Here is a 15,159-nt window from a genome sequence, read left to right on the forward strand (position 1 = left end):
TTATTAATTTGTCATCCATTTAACCCCATAATAAATGGCCACGCCCACGAGTACTCCAGCCCCAATTGCTGCAAGGCCTCCGCCTGCTGCAGCAGCTATGGCAGCGCCACCGCTTAAGGCGCCCCCCTTGTAACTGAACCTTTCTTCCCTATCCAATTCTTTGACATCAAATTTGGAAACATCATCTAATGCCATTCGTTTATTTATACTGAAAGTATTCATTTTACCATTGCTTTTATGATGAAGAAATAATTAGTCACTTGCAGAAGCGGCTGCTACTCCGGCTCCTATACCTGCTATAAATAACGCGCCTGCGGCAGTGGCTACCTGCGTAGCTGTATAGGTAACCCCCAAAATAGTCAGCGCTACAAATCCCCCTTCAATTTGTTCTAATGTTTGATCATCTATTTCTACCAATCCCATTTCATGTACATTATCCATAATATATCTCCTTTTTTAATTTGGGTTCATGAAGTCATCAAGAATGGCTTCATGAAGAACTTACCAGCCGCCACTGAACAAATAAATACAATGGATAGAATTTATTAAATTTCTTCCATCTTAATTTGATAGGTTCCCAAAATTGACAATCACCTTCCTTTACACAAATTGTTTTGTCATGTGTGATTATGATTATATCCCATAGTTAAAAAAATAAATGAAAGGGCTGAATGATAATCTATTAAAGTTTTTGGACTCATAGCAACGCATGAATCCAGCCGCATCCATTTTAAGATCAACAGCTACCTCTGTATTTTAACATCGCTGAACCTATTACGGTGCCGGCCCAGAGAGTGTATGTTTAGACATTTTAGTGCCGGCAAGGAAAGTAAGAACATGACTGAAATCGTATCACCGGGGGGTGTCCCGGCCGCGTATAGCCATCAGGCAATCCCGCGAGTGAAGCCTGACACCCCGGATCCAGCTCCGTTGCTCTGCCACCGAAGCCTCCCCCCCTTCCGATTCTTGCTTTGGCGGAACACCTGCTGCCGTTATATTATATTACCCTACTGGAATCTACGCTGTACCTACCCGGGCCAGATCATTTCCGGGTTCTAAACCCATGAGGCTGCTGAAACCGTTATCATTTCCAAAATAAAGATGTTCATCCCATGACATTTAACAAACCCGCTTTCTCTGTACTTCACTGCATCGCCTTTTTTATGATATCGAGCCTCACGGCGACCGTTTATGGTCAGCACAGCATGCATAAAAACAACAGTCCGCTGACCAGGGCCGGCAATGATATATTCGGCACCATTCAGGAAGTTGTCCAAAAGCTGGAAGCAGATCCCAATACCGACTGGTCGCAGGTTGATTTGGAAGCTTTGCGCCAGCACCTGCTTGACATGAAAGCATTTACCGAAGAGGTACAGGTACTGTCAAAAGACGAGATTGACAAGGGAACTGAAATTATGGTCCGTCCCGGGTCGGAGCGGGCTGCCCGAGCGCTTCAAAACGTACTGCGCAGGCACCCGGCCATGATCAAAAAAGAACAGGGGTGGACCATGAAGGCCGAACGGAATAAAGACCGCTGGATTATCAGCTGTACAACCAGCAACGAGGCTGAAGTTGAGAAAATCCGTGCGCTGGGATACATAGGGTTGCTGGCAAAGGGTAGCCACCACCCGCTTCATCACTGGATGATTGCAACCGGACAGATAAAGATGAAATAGAGCTTCAGACACTTTTAAACGGCTCGAACCGTTTATCCTTTGCGGTATCTTGTTTTATGATTACACTTTGACCTGCACCTATTTCACCGCCGTTCAGGCACATGACTATTAAAGAATTCTCTGAGACCGATGATAAATCGCGCAGCCCTGATCCTTAGATATAAAGCGCCTGCTGTACGCTGGATTAACGAAGTGGACCCCATGGATAATCCCCTCCAGATTACCAGCGAAGACATTAATAGTGAACGTACCATTTACCTGATTTCCGAAGAGGATGGTGATAATAATCAATCCCTGGAATACTGGATCAAAAGGAACTTTAGAAATTTATTCGAATCTGAACTCGAAGGCTGGTATACCGATCCCGGCCTCTGGCCGCGTCCACTAACGTTACGATTATTCAGGGAGTGGTTTGAAGTTGAATGCCATACCGTGTTAATTGACACGGTCGGGGGAACAATATATGACGACGGTATATAGCAGGTCCAGCCTCCCCAATTCCGGAGCGTTTACTTCATCAACCCGACCAACTGCTAATTCCCTATTAAAAAGAAAGACAACCCGCGCCCTGCTAACCGGCCCCGCTCCCCCTGGTGCAATAGCCATATGATCGCTACTCCCTCCTCCTCCCTTTTGATCTTCCTGAAAGGATGGTTTAAGCCTCCTGTATCACCCTTTGGGACCTCACCAAAGGCCGGGTTAAGCCCCTTAAAAGGCCCTTTTAAGCCCCTCCAAAGGCTGTGACAGGCGCTATTGTCTGGCAAAGGCTTCCGTATTTCCACGATGCGTGTCCACCGGACCTGCCTTGACAATACCGAATGAGTAAGCTAACATTCATCCCCTGTCGCAAATACGGGCGGCCGTTAATCCAACAGCAAAATTATCCATCATCATGAAGACCATCCTTTTTCCGGCTCTTTTATTTCTATTGCTTATTTCATCAACGGCCTCCGGTCAAGATGACACCTATGGAATCAAGGCCGGCGTTCAGTCGGCCGGTGCCCATACCGATCCCGCTACTTCCGGCAGGGTGGCCGGATTTGGAATCTACGGCTTTGCTGAGCTCTCTGTTGCTAAAGGACTCTTCTCCACCTTCGACCTGGGGTATACGCAGCGGGGCTTTACCAATTCCCAGGAGGAAACCAACGCTTCCGGGGAACGTGTTCAAACGGTTGAAGCTACCACGCGACTGTCCTACCTGTCGTTCACGGGCCTTCTAAACACCACTCTTTCAGCATCCGGTCCTTTCTATATCGGGGCGGGTCCACGGTTCGACTATCTCATCGATACCTCGCCCGGAAAATATGAATTCACATCGGCATCTGTCGAGGATCATACTGCAGAGGCACTCAAGAATGTGGTGGTGGGCGGTTCCGTGGTTGCCGGTATCAAGAATCTGGAGATAAGCCACGCGGCCTTCAGGGTGGAAGTAAAATATGAAATAGATATCTCCGATTCGTTTGGCAGTTCTCCTTTTACCTACCGGAATAATGCCCTCATGCTGGTACTGGGCGTTACCCTTTAGTCCTGGGGAAGCAGGCCCCACGCCTCCACAGGATTCCGTAATGCGTAGGGATCCACTTGCTGCAGTCCCCGGCTGCTACCGCGTGGCTGTCTTCGAGCAAGCGATGCTGTACGATCAGCCCCTCTTCCACCCTGATCTGGATGCAAAAGAGCAAAGCAACCATGTTTCCCGTCCGGAGCATCCGGGTGTAAACGAACCAGTCACAACGGAATAAAGACACCTGCCAATCGCAGTGCCGCTACTGATGTGGCTGCAGCACAGATTTTTTTGTCCAATTTCTCCACTTACAATCATTATAGGGATGAAAGGATCACACAGGACCCGTCAAGAAGCGCAGCCGCAGAAATGACATCAATAGAACCAGAAACAGAATCATCTATTGGGCTTGCACGCCCCGGGCTGCACGGGGCATGCGGTCCACTGGGATAGATCAACTTTTTAAAATGAACAAAGGGATAGATTTTATCATGTAATTGGGCTATCCTGTCTATAGCATCATACCAGCAGGCGTACCATATCCCCGCCGCTGCGGACGGCACCGGCGGTGATATCTGCTGTACCTGGGAGATACGACCAAACATCAGATCCGTTAATCAAAAAAAAGACACGATGAATCCCAACGTTGACAAATTTTTGAACAGGGCCGACCGGTGGTCGGAAGAGATGAAACAGCTGAGGCTCATCAGTCTAGACTGCGGACTCACTGAATCATTGAAATGGGGCAAACCCTGCTACTCTTTCCAGGAAAGCAACATCCTTATCATACAGCCATTCAAAACATCCTGTGCGCTCATGTTTTTCAAGGGTGTTTTACTCGATGATCCCCATGATGTCCTGGAGAAACCCGGGGAGCATTCGAGGGTGGCACGCCGGATTCCCTTCACCAGCCGCCGGGAGATCGTAGAGATGGAGCCTATCCTGACCTCCTATATCAGGCAAGCCGTTGAAGTGGAAAAGAGCGGCCTGGAGGTGGATTTGGAGGAGAGGGAAGAACCCATTCCCAAAGAATTCCAGGCAAAAATGGATGAGAATCCTGCCCTGAAAACAGCCTTTGAGGCCTTGACGCCGGGACGGCAACGAGGGTACCTTCTTTATTTTTCCGGAGCCAAGCAATCCAAAACCCGAAAGCGGAGGGTCGAAAAATACATGGATAACATTCTCAACGGAAAGGGATTGCGGGAATAAGATCACCTGCCCCGGAACCATTGGCATTCCCGTGGATGGCCATTCACAGCGTCAACCATTCCGGAGTGAAACAAAACCCACAAACATCAAATTAAAATAACAATGAAAGAATTCATGCTATTATTCCGGCAGCCGAGCTATGACTACAGCGATGTCTCGAAAGAAGAGATGGCAGCACTCTCCAGGAAGTGGCAGGCGTGGTGGCAGGGCATTGAGAAACAGGGCCAGCTGGCCCGACGCGGTCCTCTTCTGTCGATGGAGGGCAAAGTACTGAAGCCCGGGGGCGTGGTTACCGACGGTCCATTCGTCGAGATTAAGGAAAAACTGGGCAGTTTCATTGTGGTCAAGGCGGAAAACCTGGAGGAGGCCACCACCCTGGCCCACGGCTGTCCCGCGCTGGAGCAGGGCGGAAGTGTTGAAGTCCGTCCCCTCGGCAATCCGTGGAGCAAGCCGTCGGCGGGCTGAACCGGATCTCTCCTCCCAGCCGTAAACGCCATTCATCTGATAACCTGTCTCCCCCCATGGAAGCTGAACAGCAGACCATACAACAGCTATTTCACCGTGAATTTTCAAAAATGGTTGCCGTCATCAGCCAGCGATACGGACTGTCCAATATTCAGCTTGCTGAAGATGTGGTAAGTGAGACCTTTCTCAAGGCGGCAGAAAGGTGGGAGGTCGAGGGCCGGCCGGAAAATCCCACGGCCTGGCTCTATGTGGTGGCCAAGCGAAGGGCCCTGCATCATTTCCGCCGAAAAAAAATCTTCGACCGCAAGGTGTCTCCTGAGCTGCGCCTGCGCCGGCAGGAAGACCGCCAGGGGACGCCGGAGCCTGATTTTTCGATGCAGAATATCAGAGACAGCCAGCTGCAGATGCTCTTTGCCGTATGCCATCCCGCCATTGCCAGCGAAGCCCAGATAGGCCTGGCCCTGCGTACACTATGCGGTTTTGGCATTGATGAAATAACCGAGGCTTTTTTTTCCAGCAAGGAAACCATCAACAAAAGATTATACCGGGCACGAAAGAAGCTGCGCACCGAGAACATCACCATGGAAATGCCGCCGGAAAGTAAAATCCCCGGCCGGCTCGACCGTGTACTGCATATCATCTACCTGCTTTTCAATGAAGGCTACTACTCCAAGACCCAGAACCAGACCCTTCGGAAGGATCTGTGCCTCGAGGCTCTGCGGCTGGGCCTGCTCCTGACCGGCCATGAGCAAACGGACCTGCCGAAAACCAACGCCCTGGTGGCCCTCATGTGCTTCCACGCCTCACGGTTCGAGGCCCGGCAGGCCGCCAGGGATGCTATCGTGCTTTACGACCGGCAGGATCCGTCATTATGGAATAGCGCACTGATAAGACAGGGCATGCGCTTCCTGGAGCATTCGGCCAGCGGCGGTGAGGTAAGCACCTATCACCTGGAGGCCCGCATCGCCAGCTGGCACTGCATCAGGGACACCGACAGCACGGAGAAGTGGAAGCACATTCTCCAGCTCTATGACCAGCTGCTGAAGATCAACTACTCCCCCACCGTTGCCATGAACAGGATCTATGCCCTGTACAAAACGAAAGGAGCCCCGGCCGCACTGCCAGAAGCGGAGAAACTGGACCTGAAGGACAATCATTTTTATTTCGCACTCCTGGGTGAGCTTCACCGGCACATCGATCCCCGGAAGGCAGGAAACTACTTTCAAAAGGCCCACTCGCTGGCCAACACCCAGCCGGAACGACAGCTGATCCAGGCCAAGATCGACGGCCTTTCCCAACCCGGCTCATTTTAGTGGTATTGCCCGGTTCCAAGACAGTCACGGTCCAGTTTCAGTGGCCGATGCGGGACTGCTATCGAGAATACAGTGATCACTCTGCACATCATACCGGGTGGTTCAGAGGGCCGTCCAGGACTACACCGGGCTGCCGTTTTGTTTTGTGGGACGCAAATGGTAAACTGGAATTAAAAGAAAGAATCGCATGCGTGGCTCCAGGCATAAGCTCCTTTGGCCCAAGCCCATGGGCAGTTTAAAACCGGGATACCGCATTTAATAAAACGTTGGCTTTTTCCGTAAACCCCAATGAAATAAATCAGTATGTATACTATTTCCAATTCCCCTTTCGTCGTAGCATTAACTTTTCTTCTCGCCACCTCCACCCTGGGATGCGCAACTATTTTCAAGGGATCGAGTGCCGACATCAGGGTTAATTCACAGCCCTCGAATGCAACCGTCTATATTAATGAAATTGATAAAGGCACTACTCCCCAGACCCTGTCATTGGATCGGGACGAGGATCATATTCTAACCTTTCGAAAAGATGGACACGAGGAGGTTAAAGTCGAAATCGATAAAAACTTCGATGGGGCCACGACCATACTGGGTAATATTGTTTCCTTTGCGTTAGTCGGCATTGTGGTGGACGTGGCGACCGGAGCCGCTTATTCGCTGGAACCGGCCGATGTTCAGGCAAATATGGATGAGTTGAAACATTCCGGGCTGATAGAAACGATTCCCGAAAAAGGAAAAAATGAAATTACTGTCATTATGCTCACCCAAGAAGAGTGGAAAAAGATGACATCCAAGCGGTAAACGCAGGCCACAATATCAATATTGATCTGCAGGGATTCTGCCCATCCGGCCCGGCCGCTCTTCCTCCCGGGCACCGCAGGCAGATAACTTGTCTTGCCCGCTTCACTTTTTATAATTAATCTATCACTAAGGGATATTCCGACGTTCCTGTTCTGTCTCTGTAACCCAGAATCGGTACACGCAAGATTATTATAGCCTCATGGAGCATCTAAGTCAAAAACAGCTCAGGGAAACAGCAGCAGCTTATGAGGAGCTGCTCGTGCCTGCTTTGTTTCAAGAATGGGCGGACCGTTTGGCTGGGATGGATCAGATCAAGCCTTCCCACAAGGTGCTTGACGTCGCCTGCGGCACCGGTGTGCTTGCACGGGCCATTGACAAGCAGTTGCATGATGGCTCGGTAACCGGCCTGGATGTCAACCCGGGCATGTTGACAGTTGCCAGGCAGAGCGCTCCCGGCATTGACTGGCAGCAGGGGCGTGCCGAAGAGCTGCCATTTGAGGATCAGAGCTTTGACACGGTCGTCAGCCAATTCGGACTGATGTTATTCGCCTCACCCAAAAAGGGGCTGGAGGAAATGAGGCGCGTACTCAAAAGCGGGGGACACATGATCACAGCTGTTTTTGACTCCATTCACCAGATCCCTGCCTACGAGGTGATGGCTGATTTATTTGCACGCGTAGTGGACCATTCCGTGGGTGAGGCGCTTCGTTATCCTTTTTCAATGGGTGATACTGACAAGCTGTATTCCCTTTTTTTAGAAGCCGGCTCAAAGAATCCAGAAATCACGACCCAGAAGGCAATGGTCCAGTTCGCAAGTCCCCGGCATATGGTCCTGTCCGATGTCAAAGGATGGTTTCCCTTTGCTCAAATTCATCTGGACGACCAGGCAATCGAATCAATGGTTCAAGAGGCTGCATCCGTACTTGAACCGTTTCAAACTCTTGACGGCAGCCTCCGGTTTGAGGTATCCGTACATATTGTCAAGGTATATAAATCCTGATCTTCGCAGGCCGGCGACCATGCCGGAGCAGTTACAAGGCGAAACTGAGGCGCCGGCCTACCTACCTGAACCAGCACTGAATCACCAGCCAGCCCTGTGCTCGGCCATGGCGGGAATCATTTGCAACCGGGGGGTGTTGTTCGCAACGTTGGATGTCAAAGAAAACGATCAACCTACAATTATTTAATATTTATGTCTGAATTTGATGAGAAAGCCCAGGACTGGGATACCCCGGAAAGCCAGGAACGTGCAGCGAATATTGCAGAAGCTATCCGCTCTCATGTGCCCCTGTCCCCTGCCATGTCTGCCTTTGATTACGGCTGCGGCACTGGCCAGCTCAGCTTTGAACTCCGGGAGGATATCGGTCCCATCACCCTTGCTGATAATTCGGAGGGTATGCTCGAGGTGCTGCGTGACAAGATAAAGACGGCCTCGGCCGATGACATGACCCCTGTAAAGCTAAACCTGTCCAACGACCCCCTGCCCGATAAGCACTTTGATTTGATCTATACCATGATGACGCTTCATCACATTCCCGACACCCGGAAGATTCTCGGCCAGTTTCATGCCCTGCTCAATGACGGCGGCTATGTGTGCGTGGCCGATTTGGATGAGGAGGACGGCTCTTTTCATGGCCACGACGTTGACGATGTCCATAGAGGTTTTGACCGTGAAGAGCTGGCAAAACTGGCGGAGGATGCCGGATTTACCGACATCCGCTTTTCAACAGCCTATAATATGGAACATGAAGTGAATGAGGAAGGAGAAACGAAAATGTTTCCTATTTTTTTGATGGTTGCCCGGAAGGATAGCTAACACCATGGACCCTGCCCGGGCCCGTTCTGTTCCCTTTCGGCCAAAAGATAACAAATGTATCAGCTAATGGTTGTTTTCCCTCATCGAATATCACTCCCGGAGGCCGGGCTGCGGGGTACCTTATGAATAAAGGGAAAATCCCTGTTGCCCACGAACACTGGTGGCAAACTTTTGAGGTCGTTGCCGGCATCCCTTTCCTTGCCGCCCTCGGCCTGCAATACCTGGTTCCCCTCGCCCTTCCCACGGAAGTATTTGCTCCCGTCTTCCTCCCCATTGGCGTTGCTCTTGTTAGTGTGGGCGGAATCCTGATCTTCCTTGCGCGCCGCGAATTTACCAAGCACCATCAGCCGACGGATCCAGGATGTCCGACCGGCAAGCTGGTCACTTCAGGCATTTTCTCAGTCTCAAGGCATCCCCTTTACCTCGGCGGCCTCTGCGTTGTGGCGGGGACCGCGCTGGCCCTTGATATCCCCTGGATGCTGGTGCTCTTGTCCGCGGCGGTTATCGCCTGCCGTTATTTACTCATAACGCCGGAAGAGCGTTATCTTGCAGCCCAATTCAGTAAAGATTACCAGACGTATGCCGCTTCCGTTCATCGCTGGATTGGCCGGTCGCGATGGTGAAATTACGGTTGGTTCCAGACAGGCCCGGGATGTTGGAAGAGATCAAACCAGACAGCTCAGACCTTTTTCTTTCGGGCTGCATCCGTATTCCTGAATAGTTTCAGCCAGCCGCAGCCCATTCTTTTATCCTTGCCCCTGAAAGACCACATAAGTAAGATCGAAAGACAGGTAACCAGCAGGCGTTCACACCTCGCCCTATTACGGGAATAGTATGCTGACCGCCCCCTCAAATTTAAATCATGAATGTTGCAATTCATGCTTACATTGATATATTGTAAATTACATAACAAAAAAAGAGGGAGGGGACATGCTCAACAAACCACAAAATTTTTCAAGTGGGGGAGGCACGATGAGAAGACTGATCCGCCAAAAGGATTGGTCAGAAACCTCACTGGGCTCCAAAAACCATTGGCCTGCCACACTAAGCAGTACCGTTGACCTTATCACTGAGAACTCATTCCCCATCGCCATTTGCTGGGGCCCGGAATTGACCACCATTTATAATGATGCCTACCGCCCCCTTCTGGGTAATAAGACCGAAGCCCTCGGTCAGCCTTTTTTGGAGATTTGGTCGGAAGCCCAAAATATTATTTCCCCCCAGATTAATCAGGCGTTGAAGGGGCAGTCCAGCTACTTTAAAGATGCTGAATTTACACTGATACGATATGGGAAACCTGAAAAGGCCTGGTTTGATTATACCTACAGCCCACTTCGAGATGCCCGGGGTAAGATAAGAGGCGTCATTAATATGGTCATTGAAGTAACGGACAAGATCCGGGCCCAACAAAAATTACAGGAAATGAATGAAACTCTTGAGAATAGAATAGAACAACGAACAGCTGTGCTGGAGGATTATAAAAATGAACTTCGAATCTTATCCTATCAACTGAATCAGACCAAAGAGCAGGAACGTCATCATCTTGCCATATTACTTCATAATCACGTGGGACAACTGCTGGATTTGGGGCTCATACAATTAGACCAACTCAAAAAAGAAGTATCTCAGGTCGATATTCCGGAAAAGATTGCGAATCTAAAAGAAATCATCCTAACGGCCAACAAGTATACACGAGAGTTCGTCAATGAATTGAAGCCTCCACCTATATTTGAGAAAGAAAACATAGGGGAATTGTTACTGTGGTTAGCCCGGCGAATGGAAAAATACGGGCTTAAAATTACGCTGGAGGATGACGGGAAGCCCAAACCCCTTACTGAAGAAGTGCACAAAATACTATACCACAGCACAAGGGAACTGTTCTTTAATGTTATCAAACATGCTGAAGTCAGTGAAGCAAGGTTAACGCTGAGGCGTCAAGACAGCCAAATACAGCTTATTGTAGAAGATATGGGAAAAGGATTCAGCATGAAAGGAAAGAAACCCACCACCCACAATGGGGGATTTGGACTGTTCAACATGCAGGAGCGGCTGGATCTGCTCGGCGGAAGGCTGGAAATCAAGTCTGAATTAGGAACAGGAACAAAAGCGGTACTTTCTGCTCCATTAAAGAACAGCACGAAGACTACTCCGTCAATCATGCCGGAAATATTACAGCAAAAAACGGCATCTCCTCCCAGAAACTATGATCAGTCAACAATAAATGATCCCAGCCAGTTATCCCTTCCGCTGAATTGGGGATTGTGATTTGTGACATTCCTCACTCCTGGGTTATTAAATCCTGCTGCCCGCCCGATGCTCGTACAAGTTCTGCCTTCGTTGCTGCCATCGACACAGCCTCGGGAGCAAAAAAACATCAGCAGCCGGCAACGCATATTTTCACTCTCATCCGCATGGTTCTCTCCAGTTCCGGGAAGCCAATAGCAAAGCCTCCCGCATGGGCTGCAGGAGGCTTTTTTAACACTAAATCATCCTTCTCTTCCTTTATACAGAAGAACAGTATTAAGGTAATTGCACACTACATTACCTTGGCTTTCACAGGGTTGATGATGGTGGCGGTATCAACGGCCTGGAAAAAACGGCTAAGTTTTTCATTTTTTACAGTCCATACGTGTACAACATTGGCTTTGAATTCCTTGCCCGTATCTTTCCATGTACCCGTGTAATAACCGGTCATGATAACGCGGTCTTCGCATTCCATGAGCTCTTCGATTTCAATACTGAAGTTGTCGTAATACTCCGGAATCATATTGAAAACATTTTTTTTCACGGCTTCGGGTCCCGTAAAGACCCCATCGCCCTCGATAAAGGGAAACCCCTTACATTCGTGCCATTCCATATTGGGATGGAACATGGCAAGAACTCCTTCGATATCACCTTCACTGAATTTTTTATATCCAGTTTTGGCCAAATCCAGGTTTTTCATAATTATTCCCTCTCTGTTATTAATTAAAGTGTAATTATATAGTAGTGATTTTCTCGTTAAAAAGGGCAATACACCCAAAAATTAATTCATATAATTATATAAAAAACAACTATTTATAGACCCCATCTCTCCCAGATGCCCAAGTCATTACCTGCCACTCTTTTAGGATGATCCCCGTCATTTCATCTCAAAAAGTGAGCATGCATCCAACGTTTATCATGTGGTTCTTAAACAAATACGAGCCATTGTTGTCTGCCTCCTGAGTTTAGTTAATCTTCTGCCATACGGTTGGTTTCCGGCCGGGACATCGATCGGTTAAATGAGGACAACAAGGAGTTTGTAGTACGACGCATCATGCTTTTTCAGAGAATAAAGGACGCCTTCAACTTCATAAGATCCAAAGTCAACAGTGAATTGATCTTTGCTGAGCGTTTCAATTACCCCTCCCCTTAAAAGCATTAGTACCCTCCATCCCTCACGGTGTCGGATGGCGTTTTCAATCCCGTTGGATCCAATCCGGCTATTGGCACAAGTATACCTGCAGCAAAGGGAACCTGTACACGCTGCATAAAAAAAGGCGGCACCGACCAGGGTCGGAGCCGCCTTTCTGCATTGGCTTTATGATGACCACACCTGCATTTTAGTTCCAAACAGGAACCACCTGCATCGTGGCTCTCATCAAATCAGTCCAGGTCGAATCGGTCCAGGTTCATAACCTTGTCCCAGGCTGCTACGAAGTCCTTCACGAACTTCTTCTCGGAATCTTCGCATCCATAGACTTCAGCAAGGGAACGAAGTTCGGAGTTGGACCCGAAGATCAGGTCTGCGCGGGTACCAGTCCATTTGACCTCGCCCGTGTTGCGGTCACGACCTTCGAACACATCCTGTTCCTCCGATTGCGCTTTCCAGGTTGTCCCCATATCGAGCAGATTCAGGAAGAAGTCATTGGTCAGCGTACCCGGTTTATCCGTAAAGACCCCGTGGTCAGACTCATCGTAGTTGGTGTCCAGCACACGCATGCCGCCGAGCAGTACCGTCATCTCCGGTGCCGTCAGGTTCAGTAGCTGCGCCTTGTCGACCAGCAGTTCTTCGGCTGTTGCATTGCGCCTGGTCTTGTAGTAATTGCGGAAACCGTCCGCATCCGGCTTGAGCCATTCGAACGACTCCACATCGGTTTGCTCTTCTGTGGCGTCGGTACGTCCCGGCGTGAACGGTACAGTCACATCGTGACCGGCTTTCTCAGCTGCCTTCTCAATAGCAGCACATCCGCCCAGTACGATCAGGTCAGCCAGGGAAACTTTCTTGTTGCCCGCCTGCTCACCATTGAATGCTTCCTGTATGCCTTCAAGCGTCTCCAGCACCCTGGACAACTGCGCAGGATTGTTGACTTCCCAATCCTTCTGTGGAGCCAGTCGGATTCGCGCGCCGTTGGCACCACCTCGCATATCAGATCCGCGGAAAGTTGATGCGGATGCCCATGCAGTGGAAACCAATTCAGATACTGTAAGCCCGGCGTCAAGGATCTTTTCTTTGAGGCTGGCAATATCCTCATCGTCAATCAGTTCATGATCAACTTCCGGAATCGGATCCTGCCAGAGCAGATCTTCTTCGGGAACTTCCGGTCCGAGGTAGCGCGCCTTGGGTCCCATATCGCGGTGAACAAGTTTGAACCATGCACGCGCAAAGGCATCGGCAAACTCATCCGGATTCTCATAGAATCTTCTGGATATCTTTTCATACTCCGGATCCACTTTAAGGGCAAGATCCGTCGTAAGCATCATGGGAGCATTTTTCTTTGAGGGATCGTGTGCATCCGGAACAGTCCCTTCCCCTGCTCCATCCTTGGGCTCCCACTGCCAGGCACCTGCAGGACTTTTGGTCAGCGACCATTCATAATTGAAGAGGTTTTCGAAGAAACCCATATCCCACTCAACAGGCTTATTCGTCCATGCCCCTTCCAGGCCGCTGGTAATGGTGTCAGGGCCTTTACCGGTGCCATAGCTGTTTGCCCAGCCGAGCCCCTGCTGTTCGATGGGGGCTGCCTCGGGATCAGGACCATTGTGTTCTTCCGGGGCGGCACCGTGGACTTTCCCAAAGGTGTGTCCTCCGGCAATAAGTGCAACCGTTTCCTCGTCGTTCATGGCCATGCGCTTAAAGGACTGGCGAATAAATTTTGCAGCCTTTTCCGGATCCGGTTCACCGTTCGGTCCTTCCGGGTTCACGTAGATCAATCCCATATGGTCAGCTGCCAGCCGGCCCTCGAGATTCCCGTCATCGTCGTGGCGCTCGTCCGCCAGCCATTCGTGTTCAGGTCCCCAGTTGATATCCTGCTCGGGTTCCCAGACATCTTCACGACCTCCTCCGAAACCGAAGGTCTCAAAACCCATCGATTCCAGTGCACAGTTACCAGCCAGAATCATCAGGTCGCCCCAGGAAATTTTCTTCCCATACTTTTGCTTGATCGGCCAGAGCAAACGCCGGGCCTTGTCAAGGCTTACATTATCAGGCCAGCTGTTGAGAGGGGCAAACCGCTGGTTTCCGGTTCCTCCGCCCCCGCGGCCATCGGCAACACGATAAGTACCTGCGCTGTGCCAGGCCATCCGAATAAAGAGCGGACCGTAATGTCCCCAGTCTGCCGGCCACCAGTCCTGTGAATCGGTCATTAGATCATAAAGATCTTCTTTCACAGCCTCCAGGTCCAGCTTCTCAAATTCTTCAGCATAATCAAAATCCTCTCCCATCGGATCAGACAACGAAGAATGCTGGCGCAGTATATCCAGATTCAGCTTATTCGGCCACCAGTCATAATTCTGGGTGCCGCCACCGGCTGTTTGCCTTGATGCCCCGTTGTGAAACGGGCACTTGCTTTCGCTATTCTTTTTCTCGTTTTCAGTACTGTTTGATGCGATCTCACTTTTGTTATTTTTAGCCATGCAACGTCTGGTTGTTTATTCTTTTTATTTATTTATTCAAAATAACTAAAACTACCCTTGAAATAAATTTTACCCTGATAGATATTTATTATGACATGTATTTATTCCGTTTAACCACAATCAATGTTTGGTTGCATTAAAAATAATACTTCCTTAGCTGGTCCCGGATATCATCTCCCATTCCCCTCCCTGGTCCAGCTGTTAACAAAAAAATCCATGATTACCTGCTGAACCTGAGTCCGCAAACCTTATTCTCATACGGTATTTCCAGTAAGCGTTATACATTTTTATTTCCGGCAGGGTCTATCTGGGAACCATCTGATGGGCATTACCTAAAGGGGATATACCATCTGCCCTCAGATACTGTAACTACAGAGCTGTAATGATTATATTGGTAAGCAGACGCTGAATAGCACTTGCCCGTTCAACCTTCAAATCTCAGAAGCCCCCCTGTTTCATATGGCTCCGTCGGCGTCTCATCCCTGTCGGAGTCAATGGCCGTGT

Annotated in this window: 16 protein-coding genes; 12 read left to right on the forward strand and 4 right to left on the reverse strand. The window is 49.7% G+C overall.

What is annotated here, in order from left to right:
- Nucleotides 1-3: 3 nt before the first annotated feature.
- Complete coding sequence (locus FN808_RS15855; RefSeq protein ID WP_142715598.1) at nt 4-222, reverse strand: hypothetical protein; 219 nt, start codon at nt 220-222, stop codon at nt 4-6.
- Nucleotides 223-252: 30 nt separating this feature from the next.
- Entirely contained in the window at nt 253-441 is a 189-nt protein-coding gene (locus FN808_RS15860; RefSeq protein WP_142715599.1) for a hypothetical protein, read from the reverse strand.
- Between the two features lie 671 nt (nt 442-1,112).
- On the opposite strand from FN808_RS15860, the gene FN808_RS15865 reads away from it, so the two are divergent.
- From FN808_RS15865 to FN808_RS15915, 12 genes are all read left to right on the forward strand, one after another.
- On the forward strand, nt 1,113-1,676 hold the full coding sequence (locus tag FN808_RS15865; RefSeq protein ID WP_142715600.1) for a hypothetical protein: 564 nt from the start codon (nt 1,113-1,115) through the stop codon (nt 1,674-1,676).
- A gap of 129 nt (nt 1,677-1,805) precedes the next feature.
- Complete coding sequence (locus FN808_RS15870; protein ID WP_142715601.1) at nt 1,806-2,156, forward strand: hypothetical protein; 351 nt, start codon at nt 1,806-1,808, stop codon at nt 2,154-2,156.
- A 412-nt stretch (nt 2,157-2,568) separates the two neighbouring features.
- On the forward strand, nt 2,569-3,201 hold the full coding sequence (locus tag FN808_RS15875) for a hypothetical protein (RefSeq protein ID WP_142715602.1): 633 nt from the start codon (nt 2,569-2,571) through the stop codon (nt 3,199-3,201).
- Nucleotides 3,202-3,241: 40 nt separating this feature from the next.
- Nucleotides 3,242-3,415 carry a hypothetical protein gene (locus FN808_RS18990; RefSeq protein ID WP_185958449.1) on the forward strand — a complete coding sequence of 58 codons (174 nt, stop codon included), beginning with the start codon at nt 3,242-3,244 and terminating at the stop codon, nt 3,413-3,415.
- Nucleotides 3,416-3,810: 395 nt separating this feature from the next.
- The gene (locus FN808_RS15880; protein WP_142715603.1) at nt 3,811-4,386 is read left to right on the forward strand and encodes a YdeI/OmpD-associated family protein; all 576 of its coding nucleotides are present in this window, start codon (nt 3,811-3,813) and stop codon (nt 4,384-4,386) included.
- A 102-nt stretch (nt 4,387-4,488) separates the two neighbouring features.
- Nucleotides 4,489-4,851 carry a YciI family protein gene (locus FN808_RS15885; RefSeq protein ID WP_142715604.1) on the forward strand — a complete coding sequence of 121 codons (363 nt, stop codon included), beginning with the start codon at nt 4,489-4,491 and terminating at the stop codon, nt 4,849-4,851.
- A gap of 56 nt (nt 4,852-4,907) precedes the next feature.
- The gene (locus FN808_RS15890; protein ID WP_142715605.1) at nt 4,908-6,164 is read left to right on the forward strand and encodes an RNA polymerase sigma factor; all 1,257 of its coding nucleotides are present in this window, start codon (nt 4,908-4,910) and stop codon (nt 6,162-6,164) included.
- 303 nt (nt 6,165-6,467) lie between these two features.
- Entirely contained in the window at nt 6,468-6,962 is a 495-nt protein-coding gene (locus FN808_RS15895; protein ID WP_142715606.1) for a PEGA domain-containing protein, read from the forward strand.
- A gap of 199 nt (nt 6,963-7,161) precedes the next feature.
- Nucleotides 7,162-7,962, forward strand: coding sequence for a class I SAM-dependent methyltransferase (locus FN808_RS15900; protein WP_142715607.1), 801 nt, complete (start codon nt 7,162-7,164; stop codon nt 7,960-7,962).
- 192 nt (nt 7,963-8,154) lie between these two features.
- Nucleotides 8,155-8,778, forward strand: a complete 624-nt coding sequence (locus FN808_RS15905) for a class I SAM-dependent methyltransferase (protein ID WP_142715608.1) — start codon at nt 8,155-8,157, stop codon at nt 8,776-8,778.
- Nucleotides 8,779-8,900: 122 nt separating this feature from the next.
- Nucleotides 8,901-9,401 carry a methyltransferase family protein gene (locus FN808_RS15910; protein ID WP_142715609.1) on the forward strand — a complete coding sequence of 167 codons (501 nt, stop codon included), beginning with the start codon at nt 8,901-8,903 and terminating at the stop codon, nt 9,399-9,401.
- Between the two features lie 349 nt (nt 9,402-9,750).
- Nucleotides 9,751-11,043, forward strand: a complete 1,293-nt coding sequence (locus tag FN808_RS15915; RefSeq protein WP_185958450.1) for a PAS domain-containing sensor histidine kinase — start codon at nt 9,751-9,753, stop codon at nt 11,041-11,043.
- Between the two features lie 271 nt (nt 11,044-11,314).
- Here FN808_RS15915 and FN808_RS15920 read toward each other — a convergent pair whose 3' ends face one another.
- Entirely contained in the window at nt 11,315-11,722 is a 408-nt protein-coding gene (locus tag FN808_RS15920) for a nuclear transport factor 2 family protein (RefSeq protein WP_142715611.1), read from the reverse strand.
- A gap of 683 nt (nt 11,723-12,405) precedes the next feature.
- On the reverse strand, nt 12,406-14,655 hold the full coding sequence (gene katG, locus FN808_RS15925) for a catalase/peroxidase HPI (RefSeq protein WP_142715612.1): 2,250 nt from the start codon (nt 14,653-14,655) through the stop codon (nt 12,406-12,408).
- Nucleotides 14,656-15,159: the final 504 nt, after the last annotated feature.

Origin of the sequence: Fodinibius sediminis, assembly GCF_900182555.1 — a bacterium.
Classification (GTDB): domain Bacteria; phylum Bacteroidota; class Rhodothermia; order Balneolales; family Balneolaceae; genus Fodinibius; species Fodinibius sediminis.